This window comes from Sulfurimonas sp. (assembly GCF_026988655.1).
GTDB lineage: Bacteria > Campylobacterota > Campylobacteria > Campylobacterales > Sulfurimonadaceae > Sulfurimonas.
Genome location: NZ_JALSKT010000073.1, coordinates 1 through 19904 on the forward strand (window position 1 = coordinate 1; position 19904 = coordinate 19904).

The window sequence follows — 19904 nt, forward strand, 5'->3', positions numbered from 1 at the left end:
GTTGTTTGTTTTAAAAAAATTAGGAAGATGGTGGAGAGTTTATTTTTAATCGAAGAGGTTTTCCATCAAGTGTTATTATGGCGCTTGAGAGGGCGATGATTTTTACAAGTGAGATGTAGGCTTGTATCGCTGCTAAACAGAAGTAATTTTTGCCAAATCCTAAAGGTAATTTCACTGTTTTGTTATCTCTTTGTTATTTTTTGGAAGTATAGCGAAACTTCTTAGTTTCTAGCTTATGTAACTAGACTTATGTTAAACTATGTGCGTAGTAAAATAATAGAGGAAAACAGATGCCTTTAGAGCAAGCAACATTAAAAGAGTTGATTTCAAATGCTAAAAATCTTACGATTCTTTTTGTAGAAGATGACAAACCCACAAGAGAAGAGCTTATTGGCTTTTTGGGAACATTTTTTCCAAAGATAATAAGTGCGCAGAGTGCAGAAGAAGCGTGGGATAAATACAATAGCAATAAAATTGATTTAATTGTTACAGATATTACATTGCCACAAATGTCTGGGATGGAGCTTATTGGGCGTATTCGCCAAACGAATACCTCCATTCCTTTGTTGATACTTTCGGCACATAGAGAATCAGAATACTTCTTAGATAGTATCAAATACAATGTGGATGGCTATCTTTTAAAACCTTTTGACCTTGAACAGTTTTTATCTGTAATATCTAAAGTTGTCTATAGACTTGATATGGAACAAAAGATTTTAGATTACAACAAGCTTTTGGAAACGCGTATCGAAGAGAAAACATACGAGCTTGAAACAAAATACCTTTATGATCCGCGTATAAACTTACCAAATGCAATTATGTTACGAAAAGATTTGGCAAAAAAATCTCAGGGTTATCTTATCCTTTTGGATATTTCTCATTTTTCTATTTTAAATAAAGAGTATGGAAAAGTTTTTGCAAACAAAGTTCTCGTTGGTGTTGCAAAAATGCTCTCAAAAAATATTATTGCAAATTCTAAATTGTTCAAAGTGGAATCAGATAGATTTAGTATATTTTTAGAAGCGGATATGGAAGAAGAAGTCCAAAGCTACTGCAATCAAATTATCTCCTTTTTCGATAACAATAATATAATCGTAGATGATGTAGAGATTCACATCTCATTTAGTATGGGTGTAGACAAGCTTAGAAAAGATGCATCAGAGACGCTTATAAATTGCGAATATGCACTTGATAAAGCCAAAGAGTTTGGAAGTAGACATTTTGAAATTTATAATGAAGAAGATTTGGATTTTGTAGATAAAAAAGAGTCTGTCAAATGGCTGCGTTTAACGAGAAAACTGATAATAGAAGATAGTATAGAGCCTTATTATCAAGCAATGCAAGAGATACAAACTGGTAAAATAATCAAATATGAAGTATTGGCTCGTGGTGTTGAAAATGGAGAAGTGATAGATCCAAACTACTTTTTACAATCAGCAGATAAACTTGGACTTTTGACGACTATTACACGTGCTATGATTAAAAAAAGTTTTGAATATATGCAGGATAAAACAGTTGAGTTTTCTATCAATCTAACAGATAAAGATTTAATAGATGAGAGTTTGATAATGTATCTTAAAACATATCTTGAAGCTTATGCAATTGACCCTTCTCGTGTGACCTTTGAGATTTTGGAAAATATTACCGTTATTAAAAATGCAGATATGATTACGCAAAAGCTTAACAAATTAAGAGAGATGGGTTTTAAAATTGCTGTTGATGATTTTGGAGTTGAGAACTCTAACTTGAGCCGATTTTTGGAAATGCACTTGGATTTTATTAAAATCGATGGGATATTTATTAAAGATTTAAAAACAAATGAAAACAACAGAGCTATTACAAAAGCCATAGTAAGTTTGGCGAATACGTTGGGCATTAAAACTGTGGCAGAATATGTCAAAGATGAAGAAACCTACAAGATAGTAAAAGAGTGTGGCGTTGATTTGGCACAGGGGTATTACATCGGAAAACCTTCACCAAGGCTACTTGAAGAATGAAGCTTTCTCATCTGCAGCAGATAATAAAATACCTTCAAAGGTTTAGTAAAATTTCTGCTATTTACCGTGTAAGTGATACGATTGTAAAAGTTGTGTTTGATAAAAGTGATGCTTTGTATTTTAATATGCAACGCTCAAACTCTAGCATGTTCAAGTGCGAAACTTATCCTCGTTCAAAAGTTTACAATGCTCCTTTTGATGTCATTTTAGCAAAAAGGTTTAATCGTTCTAACATTTTAGATATCGAACTTTTAAACAATGATAAAATCATACGTATCAAGACTTCTTTAGCTTCTGCTTATAAAGAAGAAATCACCTATCTACAGATAGAATTTACTGGAAAATATACAAATGTCATTATCTTGGATGCAGAGAATGTTGTTCTTGAAGCCCTACGTCATGTGGACTTGTTTTCATCTTTTCGTGAAGTGAGAGTTGGGCAAAAACTACTTGATGTACCGCCTGCACCATTTGTGGCAAAAGAGTATCCACTAGAAGATGTAGAGAGTTTTTTATATGAAGTGTATGCAAAAGAGCAAAATGCAAAACTTGATAACCTTAAAAAGCAAAAAGTAGCATTACTGGGTAAAAAACTCAAAAAACTCAAAAAACTCTATGACAAATTAGATTCTCAAGAAAGTTTGGAAAAAGAGGCACAGAAGTATGAACACTATGGCAATCTTGTACTCTCAAATGTTGCAACTATTGAGCCTTATTGTACAAAATTGAGCTTGAATGATTATGATGGAAGCGTAGTTGAAGTTGTGTTAAGCAAGGGATATCCTACGCCATTTAGTATAAGCGAAATGTTTTTTTCTAAAAGTAAAAAAGCGAAACAAAGAGCAAAGCACTTACACATAGAAGAAGAGTCACTGCGTTCAAAGATAGAACATATGAAACTTTTTATACATACAGTGCAAGAGGCGAAAGATATCGCAAAAATAGCCTTACTTTTTCCTAAACGTGTGCAAAATAAAAAGATAAAACACAATGACTCCATAGAAGTATTTTGGATAGAGGGTTATAAAGTGCAGCTTGGCAAAAATGAAAAAGGGAATGTAGAGCTGCTTAAAAATGCACGCGCAAAAGATATCTGGATACACATGAAAGAGCGTCCCTCAGCTCATGTCATCATAACAACAGATAAGCAAAACCTACCGCAAAACATCATAATGGCTGCAGCAAGACTTTGTGTGGATTTCACTACGACTGTAAAAGATAGATATTTGGTCGATTATACTCCAAGACGTGAAGTTAGCATTCAAAATGGTGCAAATGTTCTTTATAACAAATATAAAACTATCGAAGTGGATACAAGAGAGTGAAAACGTTTAATATTAAATTGTATAATATTGTTAAAATATAATAACTAAGGAATTAAAATGAAAAAAAATATAGCAAAAATAACATCGGCAGTAGTTCTAGCTACAGTTCTCAGTACATCGGCAGTAGCTTCTGAGGCACAACAATTTGGATTGGGTGTTGGTGTAACAGGTGATGCAACAACCTTGCGTGGAACTGTTAGTTTGGATGATGGTTTACGTTTAGAACCTTATTTTGGTTTTTCATATTTAAGCCCAAAAACTGGTAACTCACAAAGTGACTTACAAATAGGATCAGCTTTGCATATGGTGCAGGCTATAAACAATGACATCAATGCTTATTATGGTGGTTTTGTAGGTATTGGCAATACAGATAATGGTGTATCAGCTGTAACTACATTTAATTTAGGACCAGTAGCTGGTGTTGAATATAAACTAGATAAACAATTTACGCTTGGTGCGGAGATGAGAATGAATTTTGGCTTTGGAGATGATACAGTTATAGGAACAAACTCTTCTGTATTGCTTCGTTACTACTTTTAGTCACTTGACTAAGAAGTCTAAACGCAGTATTTAGCTGCAAAAGGAGGGTGTTATGGCGATTAGTCCTTTAGGCAATGTTGTCCTTGTAAATCAAATGACACCCGCTGCCACCTCTTTACCAAATGCTCACAATAACCGCGTAGAACTGCAAAACTTTATGGCTCAGGCCACTATTCAAGAAAAAGATGAAAAAATTTTAGAAGTTCGTGAAACTGAAGAATCACATTCTGTTGATCCAGATCGTGAACATCAGCAACAACATGCAGATGAGCAGATGAAAGAGATGAAAGAGAGCGCAGAACAAAAACCTGAAAAAAAAACAGTTGAGGAAGATGAATCTTCGATTCATCTATTAGATATTAAAGTCTGATTTGATATAATAGTGCATCTAAAGATTTATAGGATTTTTTATGGGTGCATTGACTGAAAATAAAGAGAGAGTTGTAACGGGAGTAGCGCTCTTAGCTGCTGTTATCATTATAGGCTTGATAGACAACTTTTTTGTAATGTGGTTGGTCTTTGGTGTGATTTATCTCCTTGCATTTAAAGAAGCTGTTGCGCTTTTTGGCGTAGAAAAAGACAATCTCTTCCCCTATGCTATTTTACTTTGGATTGTCGCTGCATTTTATCCTTATGGGGATGATCTTTTTGTTTTAGCAGGTGTCGCATATGCCAGTATGGTAGCCTACAACAAAGAAGTAAAATGGCGTGACTTTTTTCCTTTCATCTATCCTACTGCTGGATTGCTTTTTGTTTTCACAGCTTATCAAGAGTACGGTGTACTTTCGCTTTTATGGCTTTTGGCTGTTGTAGCGCTTACTGACGTTGGTGCTTATGTTGTAGGTAAAAGCATAGGCAAAACTCCTTTTTGTGAAACCTCTCCAAACAAAACAATGGAAGGCGTGATGGGTGGCGTAGCTGTTGCTACGATAGTTGGTGCCTTTTTTGGTCTTTTTGTTGTTGATTTTTGGACTTCACTTATCATTTCATTTTTGGTTGCAGTGAGTTCAATTTTTGGCGATCTGTTTGAGTCTTCCCTTAAACGCAGTGCAGGAGTAAAAGACAGTGGCGATTTACTTCCTGGTCATGGTGGTGTTCTTGACAGAATTGATGGCTATCTTTTTGGTGGTATTGTGATGCTTGTTTTACTCCGTGGTTTAGTATAGTTTGATACTCTTAGGTTCAACAGGTTCTATTGGGGTTAATGCTCTCATTGTTGCCAAGCGTTTTGGGATGAATGTAGAAGTGCTTGTATGTGGACACAATATCAAACTCTTAAATGAGCAAATAAAAGAGCATAATCCTGCAGTCGTTGTCGTTGCAAATGCAGAGGATGTTGCTAAAGTCAATCATAATCGTGTCTACCATGGTGAAGAGGCGATACTCAAAGTCATTGAAGATACAAGTAGTAAATTCATTGTGAATGCTCTTGTTGGTTTTTTAGGCTTACGTCCAACACTTAAAGCTATAGAGTGCGGTAAAAAAGTTGCACTTGCAAATAAAGAGTCCCTTGTAGCTTGTGGAAGTTTTATAGACACTTCTAAGATACAACCTATAGATAGTGAACATTTTGGACTTTGGTATCTTTTACAAGATCGTCCTGTAAGCAAGATGATTATCACAGCGAGTGGCGGAGCTTTTCGTGACTGGGATCTTAAAAAACTCAAACATGCATCACTTGAAGATACGCAAAAACATCCAAACTGGTCAATGGGACAAAAAATCACTATAGATTCTGCAACGATGGTCAACAAAATGTTTGAGCTTTTAGAAGCAAGATGGCTTTTTGGTGAGGGTGAATATGATGCTATTATTGAAACGCAGTCACTTATCCATGCGATGATAAACTTTAAAGATGGTTCTACTACAGCACATTTTGCAAATGCAAGTATGCAACTTCCTATCGCCTATGCACTCAATGAGAAAATGGATGAAAATATACTACCCCATGTTGATTTACTCAAGGTTGGTAGTTTAGAATTTCGTGAGATAGAATGTGAACGCTATCCCATCTGGCAAATAAGAGAAGAACTTCTAGCAAATCCTGCGCGCGGTGTTGTTGTAAACGCAGCAAATGAAGCAGCAATTGAGATGTTTATATCTAAAAAGATAGGTTTTATGGATATAAGTAAGACAATCATTACTGCCTTTGATAAGTTTGTAGATTTACCATCTCATGTGGATGATGTTTTTAGCATAGATGAAGAGGTTCGAGCTTTTGCAAAGCAAAATGTCAAATAAATTTATTGAATATATTTCGCGCCTAACTGCGTTTCATTTTTCTCTTATTCTTACAGTCTCGGTGTTAATCTTATCTATTGGAATCGTTTACTTGATTGCTGTCGTTGTCAGAGTCCAATATACTGAATTCTTTTTATTTGTTTCAATTGTATTGCCTCTAATTTTAACCCCTCCAGTAGTATATATCTTGCTTAAGATGACGAAAAACTTGAGATATTACAAAGAACATTTAGCAAGTGAGATAGAAAAAAACAAAGAGAAAGATTTAGTGATGTATGAGCAGGCTAGATTTGCAGTCATAGGGGAAATGATGGCAAATATTTCACATCAATGGAAGCAACCACTTCACACTATTAACTTGAGTGTTATATCTGCAAGACTTTCAGGGTATGATGAGCAAAAACTAGATAAATCCTGTGATATTATCGAAGCAAATGTAAACTATCTCGCAAATACGGTAAATGATTTTCTCTCTTTTTTTGATAAAAAATCAATTCAAGAGTTGAAGCCATTAGAAGATGTCATAAAAGAGATAAAAAATATTTATTTGTTACAACTTGAAGAAGCAGGTATTTGTCTAAAAATTGATTTACAAAATAATGCCAAAGATATTAGGCTCGCACTCTCCATCTCTCAAGTTATACTCAATCTGCTTGCAAACGCAAAAGATGCTATGCAAAATATTCAAACTTACAAAGAGATAGAGATGCAGTTTATCGCTTTTGATGATTATTTTAAAATTCGATGCTGTGATACAGGGGATGGAGTAGCCGAAGAAAACATTTATAAAATTTTTGAACCTTATTTTACAACAAAAGATAAAACGCAGGGGACTGGACTAGGACTTTATATGTCAAGACAGATAGTAAAAACATTGTTTAATGGTGAACTGTATCTTGATAAAAATGATCGTTCTTGTTTTGTGATAGATATGCCCTATGATACAAACTGCAGATTGGAGCAAAGATGATATTAGCCATAGAGAGTTCTTGTGATGATAGTGCTATTTCTATCACAGAGATAGCAACAAAAAAACTTCTTTTTCATAAAAAAATATCTCAAGAAATTGAGCATAGTGTGTACGGTGGTGTTGTTCCTGAACTCGCAGCTCGCCTACACGCAGAGGCTCTACCAAAGATCTTAGCAGAGTGTGAGCCTTACTTTGACAAACTCAAAGCAGTAGCTGTTACTTCAAGTCCGGGGCTTGCTGTAACGCTCATCGAGGGTGTTACTCTAGCAAAAGCTGTTGCGGTTGGACTTGATTTGCCTCTTATTGGGGTGAACCATCTTATCGGGCATATTTATTCGCTTTTTATTGAGAAAGAGACAGAATTTCCATTGACAGTACTTCTTGTCTCAGGTGGACATACGCAGGTAATGGAAGTGACAAGCTTGACACAAATACAAACGATAGCAAAAAGCATGGATGATAGTTTTGGTGAGAGTTTTGATAAAGTAGCAAAAATGATGGGGCTTGGTTACCCTGGTGGACCTGCCATTCAAGCACTTGCTCAAGGTGGGGATAGACTAAGATTTAATTTTACCATACCGCTTTTACGCACTCCAAAACTGGCTTTTAGTTACTCTGGGCTAAAAAATGCAGTGAGACTCGCAGTTGAAAAGTCGCAAAAAGAGGACTATAAAGATATAGCTGCTTCGTTTGAGCATATAGCAACAAAACATTTGACACATAAACTCAAAAAGTATTTTCAACTTCATCCACCAAAAACATTTGCCATAGTAGGTGGTGCAAGTGCAAATCTTTACCTCCGAGGTGAGATACAAAAACTTTTAGCGCCTTATCAAGCGAAACTTCTTTTGAGTGAGTTGCAATACTGCTCAGATAATGCAGCCATGATAGGAAGAGTTGCAGTAGATATGTATAAAGAAAAAATGTTCACTTCACTCGAAGAGTTGGATATTGTTTCAAAAAGTAATCTATAGCTTAAATAAACCTTATGTTAAATAATATTTTTCTTAAGTAAGTCTAAAATTATCACACTTCAAGTATACTCTCGAATATAAAATTAAATTAAGGAATTGAATATGGCAACAACTAAATTCAAAGGTACAGACGTAGAGTTATTAGGAAATGAAGTAAATGTTGGAGATAAAGCTCCTGAAGTTAATGTAGTTAACTCAGATGGTTTAGGTGATGTAAAAGTTGGTGGCGCTCAAGGCGAAAAACAACTAATCATCGTTGTTCCTTCATTAGACACAGGTGTATGTGCTACTGAAACTCGTAACTTTAATGCAAAAGCTTCAGAACTTGACGGTGTTAAAACTGTTGTTGTTTCTATGGACCTTCCATTTGCTGCAGGACGTTTTTGTTCAGCTGAAGGAATCGACAAATTAACTGTTGCTTCAGATTTTAGAAACAAAGACTTCGCTAATGCATACGGTGTACTTTTAGGTGGTTCTCCACTTGCTGGTGTAACTGCTCGTGCTATCTTCGTAATCGATGCTGATGGTATTGTTACTTACAAAGAAATCGTTCCAGAAATCACTGAAGAGCCTCAATATGACGCTGCGATAGAAGCTGCAAAAAAATAATTTGCTTTTCTAACTTATGCCACTTCTTGTGGCATAACCTTTCATTCTTCTACAATTCTACTTCTATCTAACTACTACCTTTAAGAATATAAATATATTACTCTGATATAATATCTAAAATTTTATATGAGGTTATTATGAAAAAACTTATATCAACATTAGCACTCGGTGCAATTATAAGCACAGCAGCAAATGCTGACTTTATAAGGGTTCAGGCTGGTGCAGGGGCATGGAGTTATAAGCCAAGTGGACTTATTACATACACAGATAATGATGGAACTTTAACGCATGCGTCTTTAGAAAAAGCACAAGTTTCTACCTATGCATGGATTTTTGTAAAGCACCCTATTCCTTTAATACCAAATTTGCGACTTGAATATGCAACAGTTCACGATGATGGAAAAGGTTCTGGTTCGTATAATGGTTATACATTTCCAGCTAATACACCAACAACTTTAGACCTGACACAATACGATGTTATACCATACTACAACATACTTGATAATACCTTTTGGACAACCATTGACCTTGGAATTGATATTAAAATCATTGATTCTCAGTTTACAGCTAAAAATGCACAATTAAATGTCAGTGGAATAACTTCTGGTAGTGTGACAAAAGATTATGATGAAAAAGCTACGATTCCAGTTCCTTTAGCATATGTAAGAGGGCGTGTAGAAATTCCTTTCACTGGTTTCGGTTTTGAGGCGGATGCTAAGTACATTTCTTATGATGGAGATACTATATATGATGTCCGTGCGAAGGTTGATTATACTTTAGATTTTATTCCTGTTATACAACCAGCTATAGAAGTAGGATACCGTGTACAAAAGTATGATTTTGAAAGTGAAGATAAAAAAACAAAAATGAATATGGATTTTGCAGGTGTCTATCTGGGCATGATTGCTAAGTTCTAGGTTTTATTTTATGAGGTAGTTATTGTCCATAATGACTATCTCACATTCGAGGCTTACACCAAAGCGCTCTTTTACTCTTTTTTGTGCTGTAATGCAAATGTCTCTTTTTTGAGTCGTTAGTGAAATACTTTATTGCTACCATTAGCACATCAAAAATTAATGGAGAGTAATATGTTTAAATTGTCAATAGCAGCAAGTATTGCATTGGTGTCATTTGTAATGATAGGTTGTGGTAGTAATGATGCAGCATCTGAGGTTCCTCAAGAGAGTATCGATCAGTTTAAAGCAAGTGTACCTGTAACAGATGCAGAAAAAGCTTCTATTCGTGTTGCTGATACACTAAATGGCGAGCCGATATCGTATAATACAATTTTAAGAACAGGAAATGTATTAAACGGTGAAACATTTGGTCTTTTAAAAGATATGAATGATTCGCCACTTACAATGCAAGACGGAAGCAATTATATTTGTAACGGTCAATTTGGCGGGAGTGGACCGGATCATACCGAGTTTATTGAAAAAGACGGGAAAATTTTTATGATTACGCAGTTTGAGTGCCAAGTTGGGGCAATTTATCAGGCTGAATTAGAGCAAGACACTGCTACGGGGAAATTAAGTGCAAAAAATTTAAAATATATCTCTCAAGCGTCACATCATGGTGGCTATGTACACTGTGCAGGAAGCAAAACACCATGGAACAGTTTCTTAGGAAGTGAAGAGTATGAGCCAAATGCAGCAGATTTAAATATTACATCAGGATCAATTGATAGCTATTATGATCTTATTGCACCATACTTTGGTGGTGATTTGACACAAGCAAATCCTTACTATTACGGATGGATTACAGAGGTCAAAATTCTCAATGCTGCCGGAGATAACAGCTATACAAAACATTACAGTTTGGGACGTTTTTCTCACGAACTTTCATTTGTAATGCCTGATGCAAAGACAGTCTACTCAACAGATGATGGAACAAATGATGCATTTTATATGTATATAGCAGACAATGCAAATGATTTAAGTGCGGGTACACTCTATGCTGCAAAATGGACACAAACTGATTCCAATGCTGCAGGAAAATCTGATATTACCTGGATTAAATTAGGGCACAGTGATGATACAACACTTAAAGCAATTGTTGATTCAAAACCGCTTTTTGGCGATATTTTTGAAAGCACTGCTCCAAATGAAGATGGAACTTGTGCAACTGGATTTACATCTGTCAACACTGCAGCAGGACATGAATGTCTAAAAGTAAAAGACGCAACAAAAGCAGCATTTTTGGAAACCCGACGTTATGCAGCAATACTTGGTGCAACAACAGAATTCAGAAAGATGGAAGGTTTAACATACAACCCAAATGCAAATGTCCTCTACAGTGCCATCAGCGAGATTGCCAAAGGGATGGAAGATAACAAAAAATATGGTGAGCCAAACACAGGATATGATATCGGAGGAAATAATGATATTACATTAGAGTACAACAAATGTGGTGCTGTTTATGAACATAACTTGGCATCAAATGTAGAGGATAAAGATGGTGCCGTAATTAACTCTGAGTATGTCATTACAAATATGAATTCAATTATTGCAGGCGAAATGACAACATATGATGAAAACTCGACCTATGCAAACAACAGCTGTAATATCAATTCTATTGCAAGTCCTGATAATTTAACATTTGTCAAAGGAACAAATACGCTTATTATCGGTGAAGATACGAGTTATCATCAAAACGATATGGTATGGGCGTTTGATGTTGAGAGCAAAAAACTAACAACACGTGTGGCAACTACTCCGTATGGTTCAGAGACAACATCACCAATGTATCAAGATCCAATAAATGGTTTTACATATATAAACCTTGTGACACAGCATCCTTACGGTGAATCAGATGAAGATAAGGTACAAAGCCCTGATGATGTACAGTCATATGTTGGATATATTCAACTTGGAAACTAAAATATGAAGTTAAAAATATACTCTTTTGCTCCCCTCTTTCTAGGTGGAGCAATTTTTTTACTTTGCGGTTGTGGTACAAATAGTACTTCAGATAACAATGATAATGTTATCTCAAGTAATATTTCCTATTATACGCTTGATGATGCAAACGGCTATGATATACGGAATCGTAATGTGTTACATTCAACAGCATATATCGCACAAATGTGTTATACAAAGACTATAGATAAAGACAATATAACTCATAACCCATGCTTTGCATGTCATAATAAAAATATCGCTCCAAATTATATTTTTAATAATGACACATTGCAGGAGTTGTATGATTTTCCCTCTCCAGCATTAAAAAATCCATTTTTAAACCATTTTAAAGATTTTAGCAATGCAGTTGTACAAATAAGCGATGAAACAATACAGAATTATATACAAACAAGTAACTATTTTGATGAAAATAATTCTATTATACTTGCTAAGAAACTACAAAATCTTACACCCCTATGGGATGATAATGATGATGGAATATGGAGTGGATATATTCCAGATTGCTATTACAACTTTGATGATGAAGGTTTCGATAAAAAAACAGACGGCAGTTACAGTGGTTGGAGAGCTTTTGGCTATATGCCTTTTTTAGGAACATTTTGGCCGACAAACGGCTCAACAGATGATGTCTTGATTCGCTTAAATTCTTCTTTTATGAAATTAGATGAAAATGGAAGTTTTAACAAAGAGGTATACAAACTCAATCTAGCAATAGTAGAGGCAATGATAAAACGTAAAGATGTTGCCATTGATACCGTAGATGAAACACGCTATGGAGTTGACTTAGACAAGAATGGTGAATTGTCTTCTGCATCTATAATTAAATATAAATGGGACCCAAAAGATGGTATGTTAATGTATTATATTGGATATGCAAATGAGTTACTAAAAAAAGAAAAGCTTCATATTGCAGCAGGACTTTTTCCTGAAGGAACAGAGTTTTTGCACTCTGTCCGTTATATTCAAGCTGATAACAATAGCAGTGAAATTTCTTTAAGCCAACGCATGAAAGAGCTTCGATATGCTAAAAAAACGATGTGGCTCACCTATGCAGATTTGCAAAATATAGGAATGGCAAAAATTGTAAAAAAAGATTTAGATCCGGATGCTATTGAGGGCTTTCGCGGAAATTTTGAGAGTGGCTTAGGAAATAATCTTGGATGGGTCTACCAAGGGTTTATTGAAGATAAAAATGGCAACCTTCGTCCACAGAGTTATGAAGAGACACTCAACTGCATGGGATGTCACAGTGGCATTACCGCAACTGTTGATTCTATTTTTTCCTTTGCAAGAAAATTTGATACACAGGAAAGTTTTCAACAGGGATGGTACCATTGGTCACAAAAATCACTCAAAGGTATTGCGGAGATGCAGTATAGTGATGGAAGATATGAGTTTAGTAACTATTTACGACTCAATAACAGTGGTGATGAATTTCGGGAAAATGATGAGGTAATTACAAAGTTCTTTCTCGCAAATGGTGATTTTAATCAAAGTGCTATAACAATACTTCATAATGATATCAGTTATCTCCTCTATCCATCATACAAAAGGGCAATAAAGCTCAATAAAGCATATAAAGCTCTCGTAGAGACACAAACATTTTATAATGGAAAAGCTGCACATATTTTGCCATTTAAAAATATTTATCAAAAACTTGAAGATTTGCAATCTACCGGAAATGAAAAATATATCATTCCAGAATAAAATTTATTTTATATACTTCTGGTAGTGTGACAAAAGATTATGATGAAAAAGCTACGATTCCAGTTCCTTTAGCATATGTAAGAGGGCGTGTAGAAATTCCTTTCACTGGTTTCGGTTTTGAGGCGGATGCTAAGTACATTTCTTATGATGGAGATACTATATATGATGTCCGTGCGAAGGTTGATTATACTTTAGATTTTATTCCTGTTATACAACCAGCTATAGAAGTAGGATACCGTGTACAAAAGTATGATTTTGAAAGTGAAGATAAAAAAACAAAAATGAATATGGATTTTGCAGGTGTCTATCTGGGCATGATTGCTAAGTTCTAGGTTTTATTTTATGAGGTAGTTATTGTCCATAATGACTATCTCACATTCGAGGCTTACACCAAAGCGCTCTTTTACTCTTTTTTGTGCTGTTTCTATAAGGTATATAGCATCTTTAAAGCTTCCATTTCCATGATTGACTAAAAAGTTTGCATGCTCTAGACTAAACTCCATATCTCCAACTCTTTTTCCTTTTAATCCAACCGCCTCAATTAACCTTCCCGCAAAATCACCCTTAGGATTTTTAAAACAGCTGCCTGCACTTGGAGTAGATGGTTGGTTGGCACGCATTTTTTTAAACATAGTGACTCTTTCTTTATCAAAGCCATACTCTAAATGAAAGGCAGCTTCAAGGATAGGTTCATTGATATTTGTAAAACGGTAGCCAAAGTCAATCTCCTCTTTTGCCTTTTTCCCTGAAAAGCTTGTGATATTTATAAGGTGGTTGAAAATTTCATACTCTTTAAGTCCAGCATTCATAAACACTAGTCCACCAAGTTTCCCGGGAAGATGAGAAATAAATTCAAAATTTGCTATATTGTGTTTTTTGCAAAAAGATGCAATTTTTCCAGATGGTGTTGCGCCACCAATTTTTAGCTGATTGTCTTCAATCTTAATATAATCATACTTTTTTGAAAGCATCATAAGTTGTGGTGGATTGTCACCTATGAGAATATTGTTGCATGAACCAATAAGATAACTCTTTGAGATATCTTGAGTTTGTTCATCTAAAAGTAACACCTCATGTGTGCCTCCTATTTTAAAAGAGGAGTATTTGGAAAAATTTATGGATTTTGTTTGCATTACTCGACGAAGGTTGGGATTAGGTTGAAAACATTAAGTGAAAAATCTGTCATTTCGTTGAGCATCCAAGGCATTGTTAAAACTATGACAATAACGACTCCTATAATTTTTGGAATGAAAGAGAGGGTCATTTCATTGATCTGCGTAGTTGCTTGAAAAATACTTACAGCAAGCCCGACTAGCATTCCTGTAAGTAACCCAGGGAGTGCAAGGTAAAGTGCTATTTGAAATGTTTGAACACCAAGGGCTATGAGTTTTGCTTCCATTATGAGTCTCTTAGCTCACTATATTCTGTAGGAATAAGGTAGTCTTGTATTTTTACAGCTTGCTCGTAAAATCCATGCTTATAGCCTAGTTCAAAAAGTTTATTTATTGCTCTGTATTGTAATGGACTGAGTGTTATAGAGTCGTCATTTGCATATAATTCTAAATATTTCTCAAGTGTTGGCGCATCTATGCGAACTAAATCACGTTCTATCAGCATTTTTGAGAGTCTATCTTTATGGTCTCGTGCAACTTGAACAGCCTTAGTCAGTGTCTCTTCATAGGCTATAGCACGGTTTAGTGGAAGTGAGCGACGAATAGCCATACCACCAAGAGGAAGTGGAAGATCCTCTCCAGCTAGTTCTTGCCAAATGTCCCACATTTCTCTCTCAACTTCAAGTTCATCTGCATAGGTAAGAATGGACTCATGGATCAAGACACCGGCATGAACCGTTCCATCTATAACAGCTTGTTCGATTTCAAGAAAATTCATATATGTGATACGTGCTTCAGGATAAGCTATACGAAAAAGCATCGCATTTGTTGTATCTTTACCGCTAAGTGCTACTTTAAAATTTTTTTTGAGTTTTGCATCTTTACGTTTAATGAGTTTTGGTCCATATCCTTCACCAAAACTGACAGCTGTTCGAAGGGGTGCATACTCCTCTTTAATATGAGGATATAATGCAAAGCTGATTGCTACGATATCATAGACACCGTTGAGTGCGTCTTCATTAAGTGTTTGTATATCTTTTGCGATATTGTCAAACGCAGTATCTTTCATATCTACCCAACCAAATTTAATGGCATAGTACATAAAAATATCGTCAGCATCAGGAGAGTGGGCTATAAGTGTTTTTTTCATACAATCATTTTAGCCTAACATCTCTAAAAATGGACTTACATTTAAGTAAGTCTTCTATTTTGTACAGTAAAGTTTTGCTCTGTCTTTGTAACTTTGTAGGGTTATTTGTGCATACGCGTCTTGACGCATATTTTTTTTATATATTTTTGCTTTAAGTGTGAAAACTTTGCAAAGCCTTTCATTATAGTGTGATGTTTTGTGTGTTTTGTCTGATGCAAATAGGTTGAAACTTGCAAAAAATAAAATAATAGTAATAATAATTTTCATAATTATAACTCCTTGTAAATAGTTGGATAACTACTTATTATACAGTTATATTAATAATAAGTTATTTTTATGAAAAAACTATTATATATATTTAAGTCTTATCAAATGAAGATTATATGACTAATGTCAGCAGGTATTTATAAAGAATCTGTATAATAATATGACAAAATGACATGGTTTTAAAATATTTAAAAAAAATCACTTAAACTTAGCATAGAATTTAATAATAAGAGAGCGAACACATGGATGCAAATAAACAAAAGTCACTAGATTTAGCAATGAAGCAAATAGATAAAGCGTTTGGAAAAGGTGCTTTAATGCGTCTTGGTGATAAGGACGTAGTACCAATTCAATCAATAAGCACGGGTTCTTTAGGACTTGACTTGGCATTAGGCATAGGTGGCATTCCTCAGGGACGAGTTGTAGAAATTTATGGTCCAGAAAGTTCTGGTAAAACAACATTAGCACTTCAAATAACAGCTGAGTGTCAAAAACAAGGGGGTGTTTGTGCATTTATAGATGCTGAGCATGCATTAGATGTTTTATATGCTAAAAATCTTGGAGTAGATGTTGATAATCTTTTAGTTTCACAACCAGATTATGGAGAACAAGCCCTTGATATTGTTGAAACAATTGCTAGAAGTGGTGCTATTGATTTGATTGTTATTGACTCTGTTGCTGCATTAACACCAAAGTCTGAGATAGAGGGTGAGATGTCTGACCAGAATGTTGGTGTTCAAGCAAGATTGATGTCTAAGGCATTGCGTAAACTCACTGGTGTTTTACATAAAATGAACTGTACAGTGATTTTCATCAATCAAATTCGTATGAAAATTGGTATGATGGGGTATGGTTCACCTGAGACTACAACGGGTGGTAACGCTTTAAAATTTTATGCATCAGTACGTATAGATGTCCGCCGTATAGCATCACTCAAGCAAGGAGAGAGTCAAATTGGTAACAGAGTGAAAGCAAAAGTTATCAAAAATAAGGTTGCCCCTCCTTTTCGTCAGGCAGAATTTGATATAATGTTCGGAGAAGGAATCTCTAAAGAGGGTGAGCTTGTTGACTACGGTGTCAAGTTAGATATCGTTGATAAAAGTGGAGCTTGGTTCTCTTATGGAGAGACTAAACTTGGTCAAGGTCGTGAAAATGTTAAGGCAAAATTCAAAGATGAGCCTGAATTAGCAGCCGAGATTGAGGAAAAAATAAAAGTAGCTATGGGCATGAGTACACTCATGATTATGGATAATTTAGAAATAAATGAGGCTGATGCATAGGCTTTTAAAAAAAACTAAAAAGGTAAGTATATGTTTATAGATGATGTAAGTGCGATTGAAGTAATGGATTCTCGTGGAAACCCTACGGTAAAAGCGACAGTAAGATTAAGTGATGGAACAACTGCAAGTGCAATAGTACCCTCAGGTGCGAGTACGGGTAAACGTGAAGCATTAGAGTTACGTGATGGTGGCGATAGATATATGGGTAAGGGCGTCTTACAAGCAGTTGAAAATGTTAACAGTAAAATTTCAGATGTTCTTATTGGTATGAGCCCGTTTAATCAGGCTGTAGTGGATGCTACGATGAAAGAGCTTGATGGAACTGAAAACTATGGTAACCTTGGAGCTAATGCTGTTCTTGGTGTTTCTATGGCCATTGCTCGCGCAGCAGCTCAAAGTCTGAATATCCCGCTTTATCGTTATTTAGGTGGAGCAAATGCAATGGTTACTCCTACACCTATGCTTAACATCATCAATGGTGGAAGTCATGCTGATAATTCGGTTGATTTTCAAGAATACATGATTATGCCAATTGGTTTTGCTGATTTTGCTGAGTCTCTAAGAGCGTCATCTGAAGTATATCATAATTTAAAAGCGATTTTAAAAGCTAAAGGTCACTCAACTGCATTAGGTGATGAAGGTGGATTTGCGCCAAATTTAAGTTCAAACGAAGAGCCTATTCAAGTAATCATGGAAGCAATTGAAGCAGCTGGCTATAAAGCTGGTAAAGATATAGCAATAGCTTTAGATGTTGCTGCAAGTGAAATTATTGTTGATGGTGGTTATAGACTAGAGTCTGAAAACCGTACATTGACAAGTGAAGAGCTTGTAGCATATTATGAAGATTTATGTTCTAAATATCCAATCGTCTCTATTGAAGATGGATTAGCAGAAGATGATTGGGATGGCTTTAAACTAATGACAGAGAAACTTGGCGATAAAATTCAAATTGTCGGTGATGATCTTTTTGTTACAAATGCAAATATTTTAGCTGAGGGAATTGAGAAAAAAATTGCAAATGCAATTCTTATTAAACCAAATCAAATTGGTTCAGTAAGTGAAACAATGCTTACAGTTCGTCTAGCACAAAGAAATGGATACAACTGTGTTATGAGTCATCGTTCAGGTGAGAGTGAAGATGCTTTTATCGCAGATTTTGCTGTTGCACTTAACTGTGGTCAGATTAAAACTGGTTCAACAGCACGTGGTGAAAGAACTGCCAAATATAATCGTCTTTTAGAAATAGAAAATGAAGTTGTGTATAGTGAGTACTTAGGTTCATCACTGTTCTAGGTAAAAAAAATTATGGATAAAAATGAATTCTTTGAAGAGATAGATACTTCGCAAAGTGTTACACAGAAGTATCTTGGACTCTCTTTAGCAAAGTTTTTTGTCCTTTTTTTTATTATAGTTCTCTTGGGTATTTATGTCGGTATATTATTATATGGCTCAAACTCAATTGAAGTACTCTTTGGATTACAAGATTATGAAGATTATCTACAAGATGAAATAGTTCAGCTCAAAACTCAAAATGCAGAATTGCAAAGAGAGTATTTTGAGCTCAAAGAGATTTCTGCACAATAAGTTCATAAATTTGCTATAATGTTTGTAAAAATTAGGTATTATTTATGATAAAAATCACTTTCCTTTTATTTTCATTCTCTCTTTTTTTACTAGCACGTGAAAATCCTTTTTTCCCCATTGATTCAGAATCAGACCTTCCTCTAACAACAAATCAGTTTACTAAAGAACCACAACTCAAACGTGCAACTATGAAACTACCATCAACTGCAAGAGTTATAGAAACTGTTACAGTGAAATACAAAAATTTAAATGGAAGCATCTCTCAAAAGAGCATTGAACTTGGAAATAGTATAGATTGGCATCTTCCTTTATTTATTTCTCAAAATTATGAAATAAATGAAAAACCAAGAGAAAAAAAGATAAAAAAAGTTGCTTCATTAAAGTTTATATCATTCTATGTGGGTGAAAATAAGATGAAAATTCTTACAAAAGATAAACTGATTAGAAATTTTTTGCTTGTCAAACCTCATAGAATTGTATGTGATTTTAAACGTGATACTGACATAGGTAGTTATACAAAAAAGATATCTCAAGTTGAGGGTTTTACTAAAATCAATGTGGGTACACATAAAGGCTACTATAGGGTAGTTATTGAGTTAGATGGCTCTTATCGCTATGAAATCGATAAGAGTAAAGAAGCTTATATTATCAGTTTGATATAGTACTCTCTTGTGATAGCGTACCGTTCCTTTCCCATCTTTGATAATTTCCATCTTTTTTGCCATTGATATAGTAGGCTTTTGTTTTTAATTGTCCATTATCGTACCAAGTTTTTGCTTCACCATCTTGGACATCATTTTTATAATAAGCTGATGATTTTTTTCTTCCATTAGGGTACCACGTCAAGACTTCACCATCTTGTTTGCCTTCTCTAAAATAGGCTACGATTGCTTTTTTCCCATTTTTATATCTTGCGATATATTCACCATCTTGTTTGCCTTTGCGAAAATAAGCAACTGTTTTTATTTCTCCGTTTATCCTCCATTCTGTTAAACGCCCATCAATTTGACCTTGATAATAAGGAACGATTTTTTTTGTTTTCCCATTTTTAAAAAAAGTATATGCATTTCCTGTAAATGGTTCATTGGATGATTTTTCATAAGTTATTCCGGCATCTTTTCTAAGCAAATCAGCTTCAACATTTTTTGCATTTAATGTTATACCAAGAAGAGAGATTACAACTAAAATGAGTAAAGTATATTTCATAGTTATCCTTTTTTTCGTTTT

At 34.9% G+C, this 19904-nt stretch carries 23 protein-coding genes; 17 read left to right on the forward strand and 6 right to left on the reverse strand.

All coding sequences use genetic code 11. The features are described 5' to 3' along the window. Positions 1–19: 19 nt before the first annotated feature. Positions 20–175, reverse strand: coding sequence for a hypothetical protein (locus MV052_RS07630; RefSeq protein WP_297442688.1), 156 nt, complete (start codon positions 173–175; stop codon positions 20–22). Positions 176–290: 115 nt separating this feature from the next. Between MV052_RS07630 and MV052_RS07635 the strand changes: the two genes are divergently transcribed. The 13 genes from MV052_RS07635 (at position 291) to MV052_RS07695 (ending at position 13616) form a co-directional block, all read left to right on the forward strand. Continuing rightward, positions 291–1997, forward strand: coding sequence for an EAL domain-containing protein (locus MV052_RS07635; protein ID WP_297442691.1), 1707 nt, complete (start codon positions 291–293; stop codon positions 1995–1997). Then, positions 1994–3322, forward strand: a complete 1329-nt coding sequence (locus MV052_RS07640; protein WP_297442694.1) for an NFACT family protein — start codon at positions 1994–1996, stop codon at positions 3320–3322. The genes MV052_RS07635 and MV052_RS07640 overlap by 4 nt, the downstream gene beginning before the upstream one ends. 57 nt (positions 3323–3379) lie before the next feature. Continuing rightward, positions 3380–3862 (forward strand): hypothetical protein, encoded by a 483-nt coding sequence (locus MV052_RS07645; RefSeq protein WP_297442696.1) that lies wholly within the window; start codon positions 3380–3382, stop codon positions 3860–3862. 52 nt (positions 3863–3914) lie between these two features. Next, on the forward strand, positions 3915–4232 hold the full coding sequence (locus MV052_RS07650) for a hypothetical protein (RefSeq protein WP_297442698.1): 318 nt from the start codon (positions 3915–3917) through the stop codon (positions 4230–4232). Positions 4233–4272: 40 nt separating this feature from the next. Continuing rightward, a complete protein-coding gene (locus MV052_RS07655) occupies positions 4273–5028 on the forward strand; it encodes a phosphatidate cytidylyltransferase (RefSeq protein WP_297442702.1) in 756 nt (251 codons plus the stop codon). 1 nt (position 5029) lies between these two features. Then, entirely contained in the window at positions 5030–6103 is a 1074-nt protein-coding gene (gene dxr / locus MV052_RS07660) for a 1-deoxy-D-xylulose-5-phosphate reductoisomerase (RefSeq protein WP_297442704.1), read from the forward strand. A gap of 208 nt (positions 6104–6311) precedes the next feature. Then, positions 6312–7073, forward strand: a complete 762-nt coding sequence (locus MV052_RS07665) for a HAMP domain-containing sensor histidine kinase (RefSeq protein ID WP_297442707.1) — start codon at positions 6312–6314, stop codon at positions 7071–7073. Beyond that, complete coding sequence (tsaD, locus tag MV052_RS07670) at positions 7070–8047, forward strand: tRNA (adenosine(37)-N6)-threonylcarbamoyltransferase complex transferase subunit TsaD (protein ID WP_297442710.1); 978 nt, start codon at positions 7070–7072, stop codon at positions 8045–8047. The genes MV052_RS07665 and tsaD overlap by 4 nt, the downstream gene beginning before the upstream one ends. Positions 8048–8149: 102 nt before the next feature. Then, on the forward strand, positions 8150–8656 hold the full coding sequence (tpx, locus tag MV052_RS07675; protein WP_297442713.1) for a thiol peroxidase: 507 nt from the start codon (positions 8150–8152) through the stop codon (positions 8654–8656). Positions 8657–8793: 137 nt separating this feature from the next. After that, on the forward strand, positions 8794–9573 hold the full coding sequence (locus MV052_RS07680) for a TIGR04219 family outer membrane beta-barrel protein (RefSeq protein ID WP_297442716.1): 780 nt from the start codon (positions 8794–8796) through the stop codon (positions 9571–9573). 171 nt (positions 9574–9744) lie between these two features. Then, positions 9745–11535 carry an alkaline phosphatase PhoX gene (locus tag MV052_RS07685; RefSeq protein WP_297442719.1) on the forward strand — a complete coding sequence of 597 codons (1791 nt, stop codon included), beginning with the start codon at positions 9745–9747 and terminating at the stop codon, positions 11533–11535. 3 nt (positions 11536–11538) lie between these two features. After that, positions 11539–13284, forward strand: a complete 1746-nt coding sequence (locus MV052_RS07690; RefSeq protein ID WP_297442723.1) for a hypothetical protein — start codon at positions 11539–11541, stop codon at positions 13282–13284. 26 nt (positions 13285–13310) lie between these two features. Beyond that, positions 13311–13616: a hypothetical protein gene (locus MV052_RS07695; RefSeq protein ID WP_297442725.1), complete on the forward strand. Its 306-nt coding sequence runs from the start codon at positions 13311–13313 to the stop codon at positions 13614–13616. Between the two features lie 3 nt (positions 13617–13619). Here the strand turns inward: MV052_RS07695 and MV052_RS07700 are convergent, their stop codons facing one another. From MV052_RS07700 to MV052_RS07715, 4 genes are read right to left on the reverse strand one after another with little or no spacing between them, the layout of a single operon-like run. After that, positions 13620–14417 (reverse strand): UDP-N-acetylmuramate dehydrogenase, encoded by a 798-nt coding sequence (locus MV052_RS07700; protein ID WP_297442727.1) that lies wholly within the window; start codon positions 14415–14417, stop codon positions 13620–13622. Then, on the reverse strand, positions 14417–14683 hold the full coding sequence (gene fliQ / locus MV052_RS07705) for a flagellar biosynthesis protein FliQ (RefSeq protein ID WP_297442731.1): 267 nt from the start codon (positions 14681–14683) through the stop codon (positions 14417–14419). Before fliQ ends, MV052_RS07700 begins: the two co-directional genes overlap by 1 nt. Next, complete coding sequence (locus MV052_RS07710; RefSeq protein WP_297442734.1) at positions 14683–15546, reverse strand: MqnA/MqnD/SBP family protein; 864 nt, start codon at positions 15544–15546, stop codon at positions 14683–14685. Before MV052_RS07710 ends, fliQ begins: the two co-directional genes overlap by 1 nt. 54 nt (positions 15547–15600) lie before the next feature. Continuing rightward, a complete protein-coding gene (locus MV052_RS07715; protein ID WP_297442737.1) occupies positions 15601–15813 on the reverse strand; it encodes a hypothetical protein in 213 nt (70 codons plus the stop codon). A gap of 242 nt (positions 15814–16055) precedes the next feature. On the opposite strand from MV052_RS07715, the gene recA reads away from it, so the two are divergent. From recA to MV052_RS07735, 4 genes are read left to right on the forward strand one after another with little or no spacing between them, the layout of a single operon-like run. Next, entirely contained in the window at positions 16056–17093 is a 1038-nt protein-coding gene (gene recA, locus MV052_RS07720; RefSeq protein ID WP_297442740.1) for a recombinase RecA, read from the forward strand. 30 nt (positions 17094–17123) lie between these two features. Further along, complete coding sequence (gene eno / locus MV052_RS07725) at positions 17124–18386, forward strand: phosphopyruvate hydratase (RefSeq protein WP_297442743.1); 1263 nt, start codon at positions 17124–17126, stop codon at positions 18384–18386. A gap of 12 nt (positions 18387–18398) precedes the next feature. Continuing rightward, positions 18399–18677, forward strand: a complete 279-nt coding sequence (locus MV052_RS07730; protein WP_297442745.1) for a hypothetical protein — start codon at positions 18399–18401, stop codon at positions 18675–18677. 44 nt (positions 18678–18721) lie between these two features. Continuing rightward, positions 18722–19339 carry an AMIN domain-containing protein gene (locus MV052_RS07735; protein WP_297442747.1) on the forward strand — a complete coding sequence of 206 codons (618 nt, stop codon included), beginning with the start codon at positions 18722–18724 and terminating at the stop codon, positions 19337–19339. On the opposite strand, the gene MV052_RS07740 is transcribed toward MV052_RS07735, so the two are convergent. Next, the gene (locus tag MV052_RS07740; RefSeq protein WP_297442750.1) at positions 19326–19883 is read right to left on the reverse strand and encodes a toxin-antitoxin system YwqK family antitoxin; all 558 of its coding nucleotides are present in this window, start codon (positions 19881–19883) and stop codon (positions 19326–19328) included. The two genes, MV052_RS07735 and MV052_RS07740, sit on opposite strands and share 14 nt — an antisense overlap. Positions 19884–19904 lie beyond the last annotated feature (21 nt).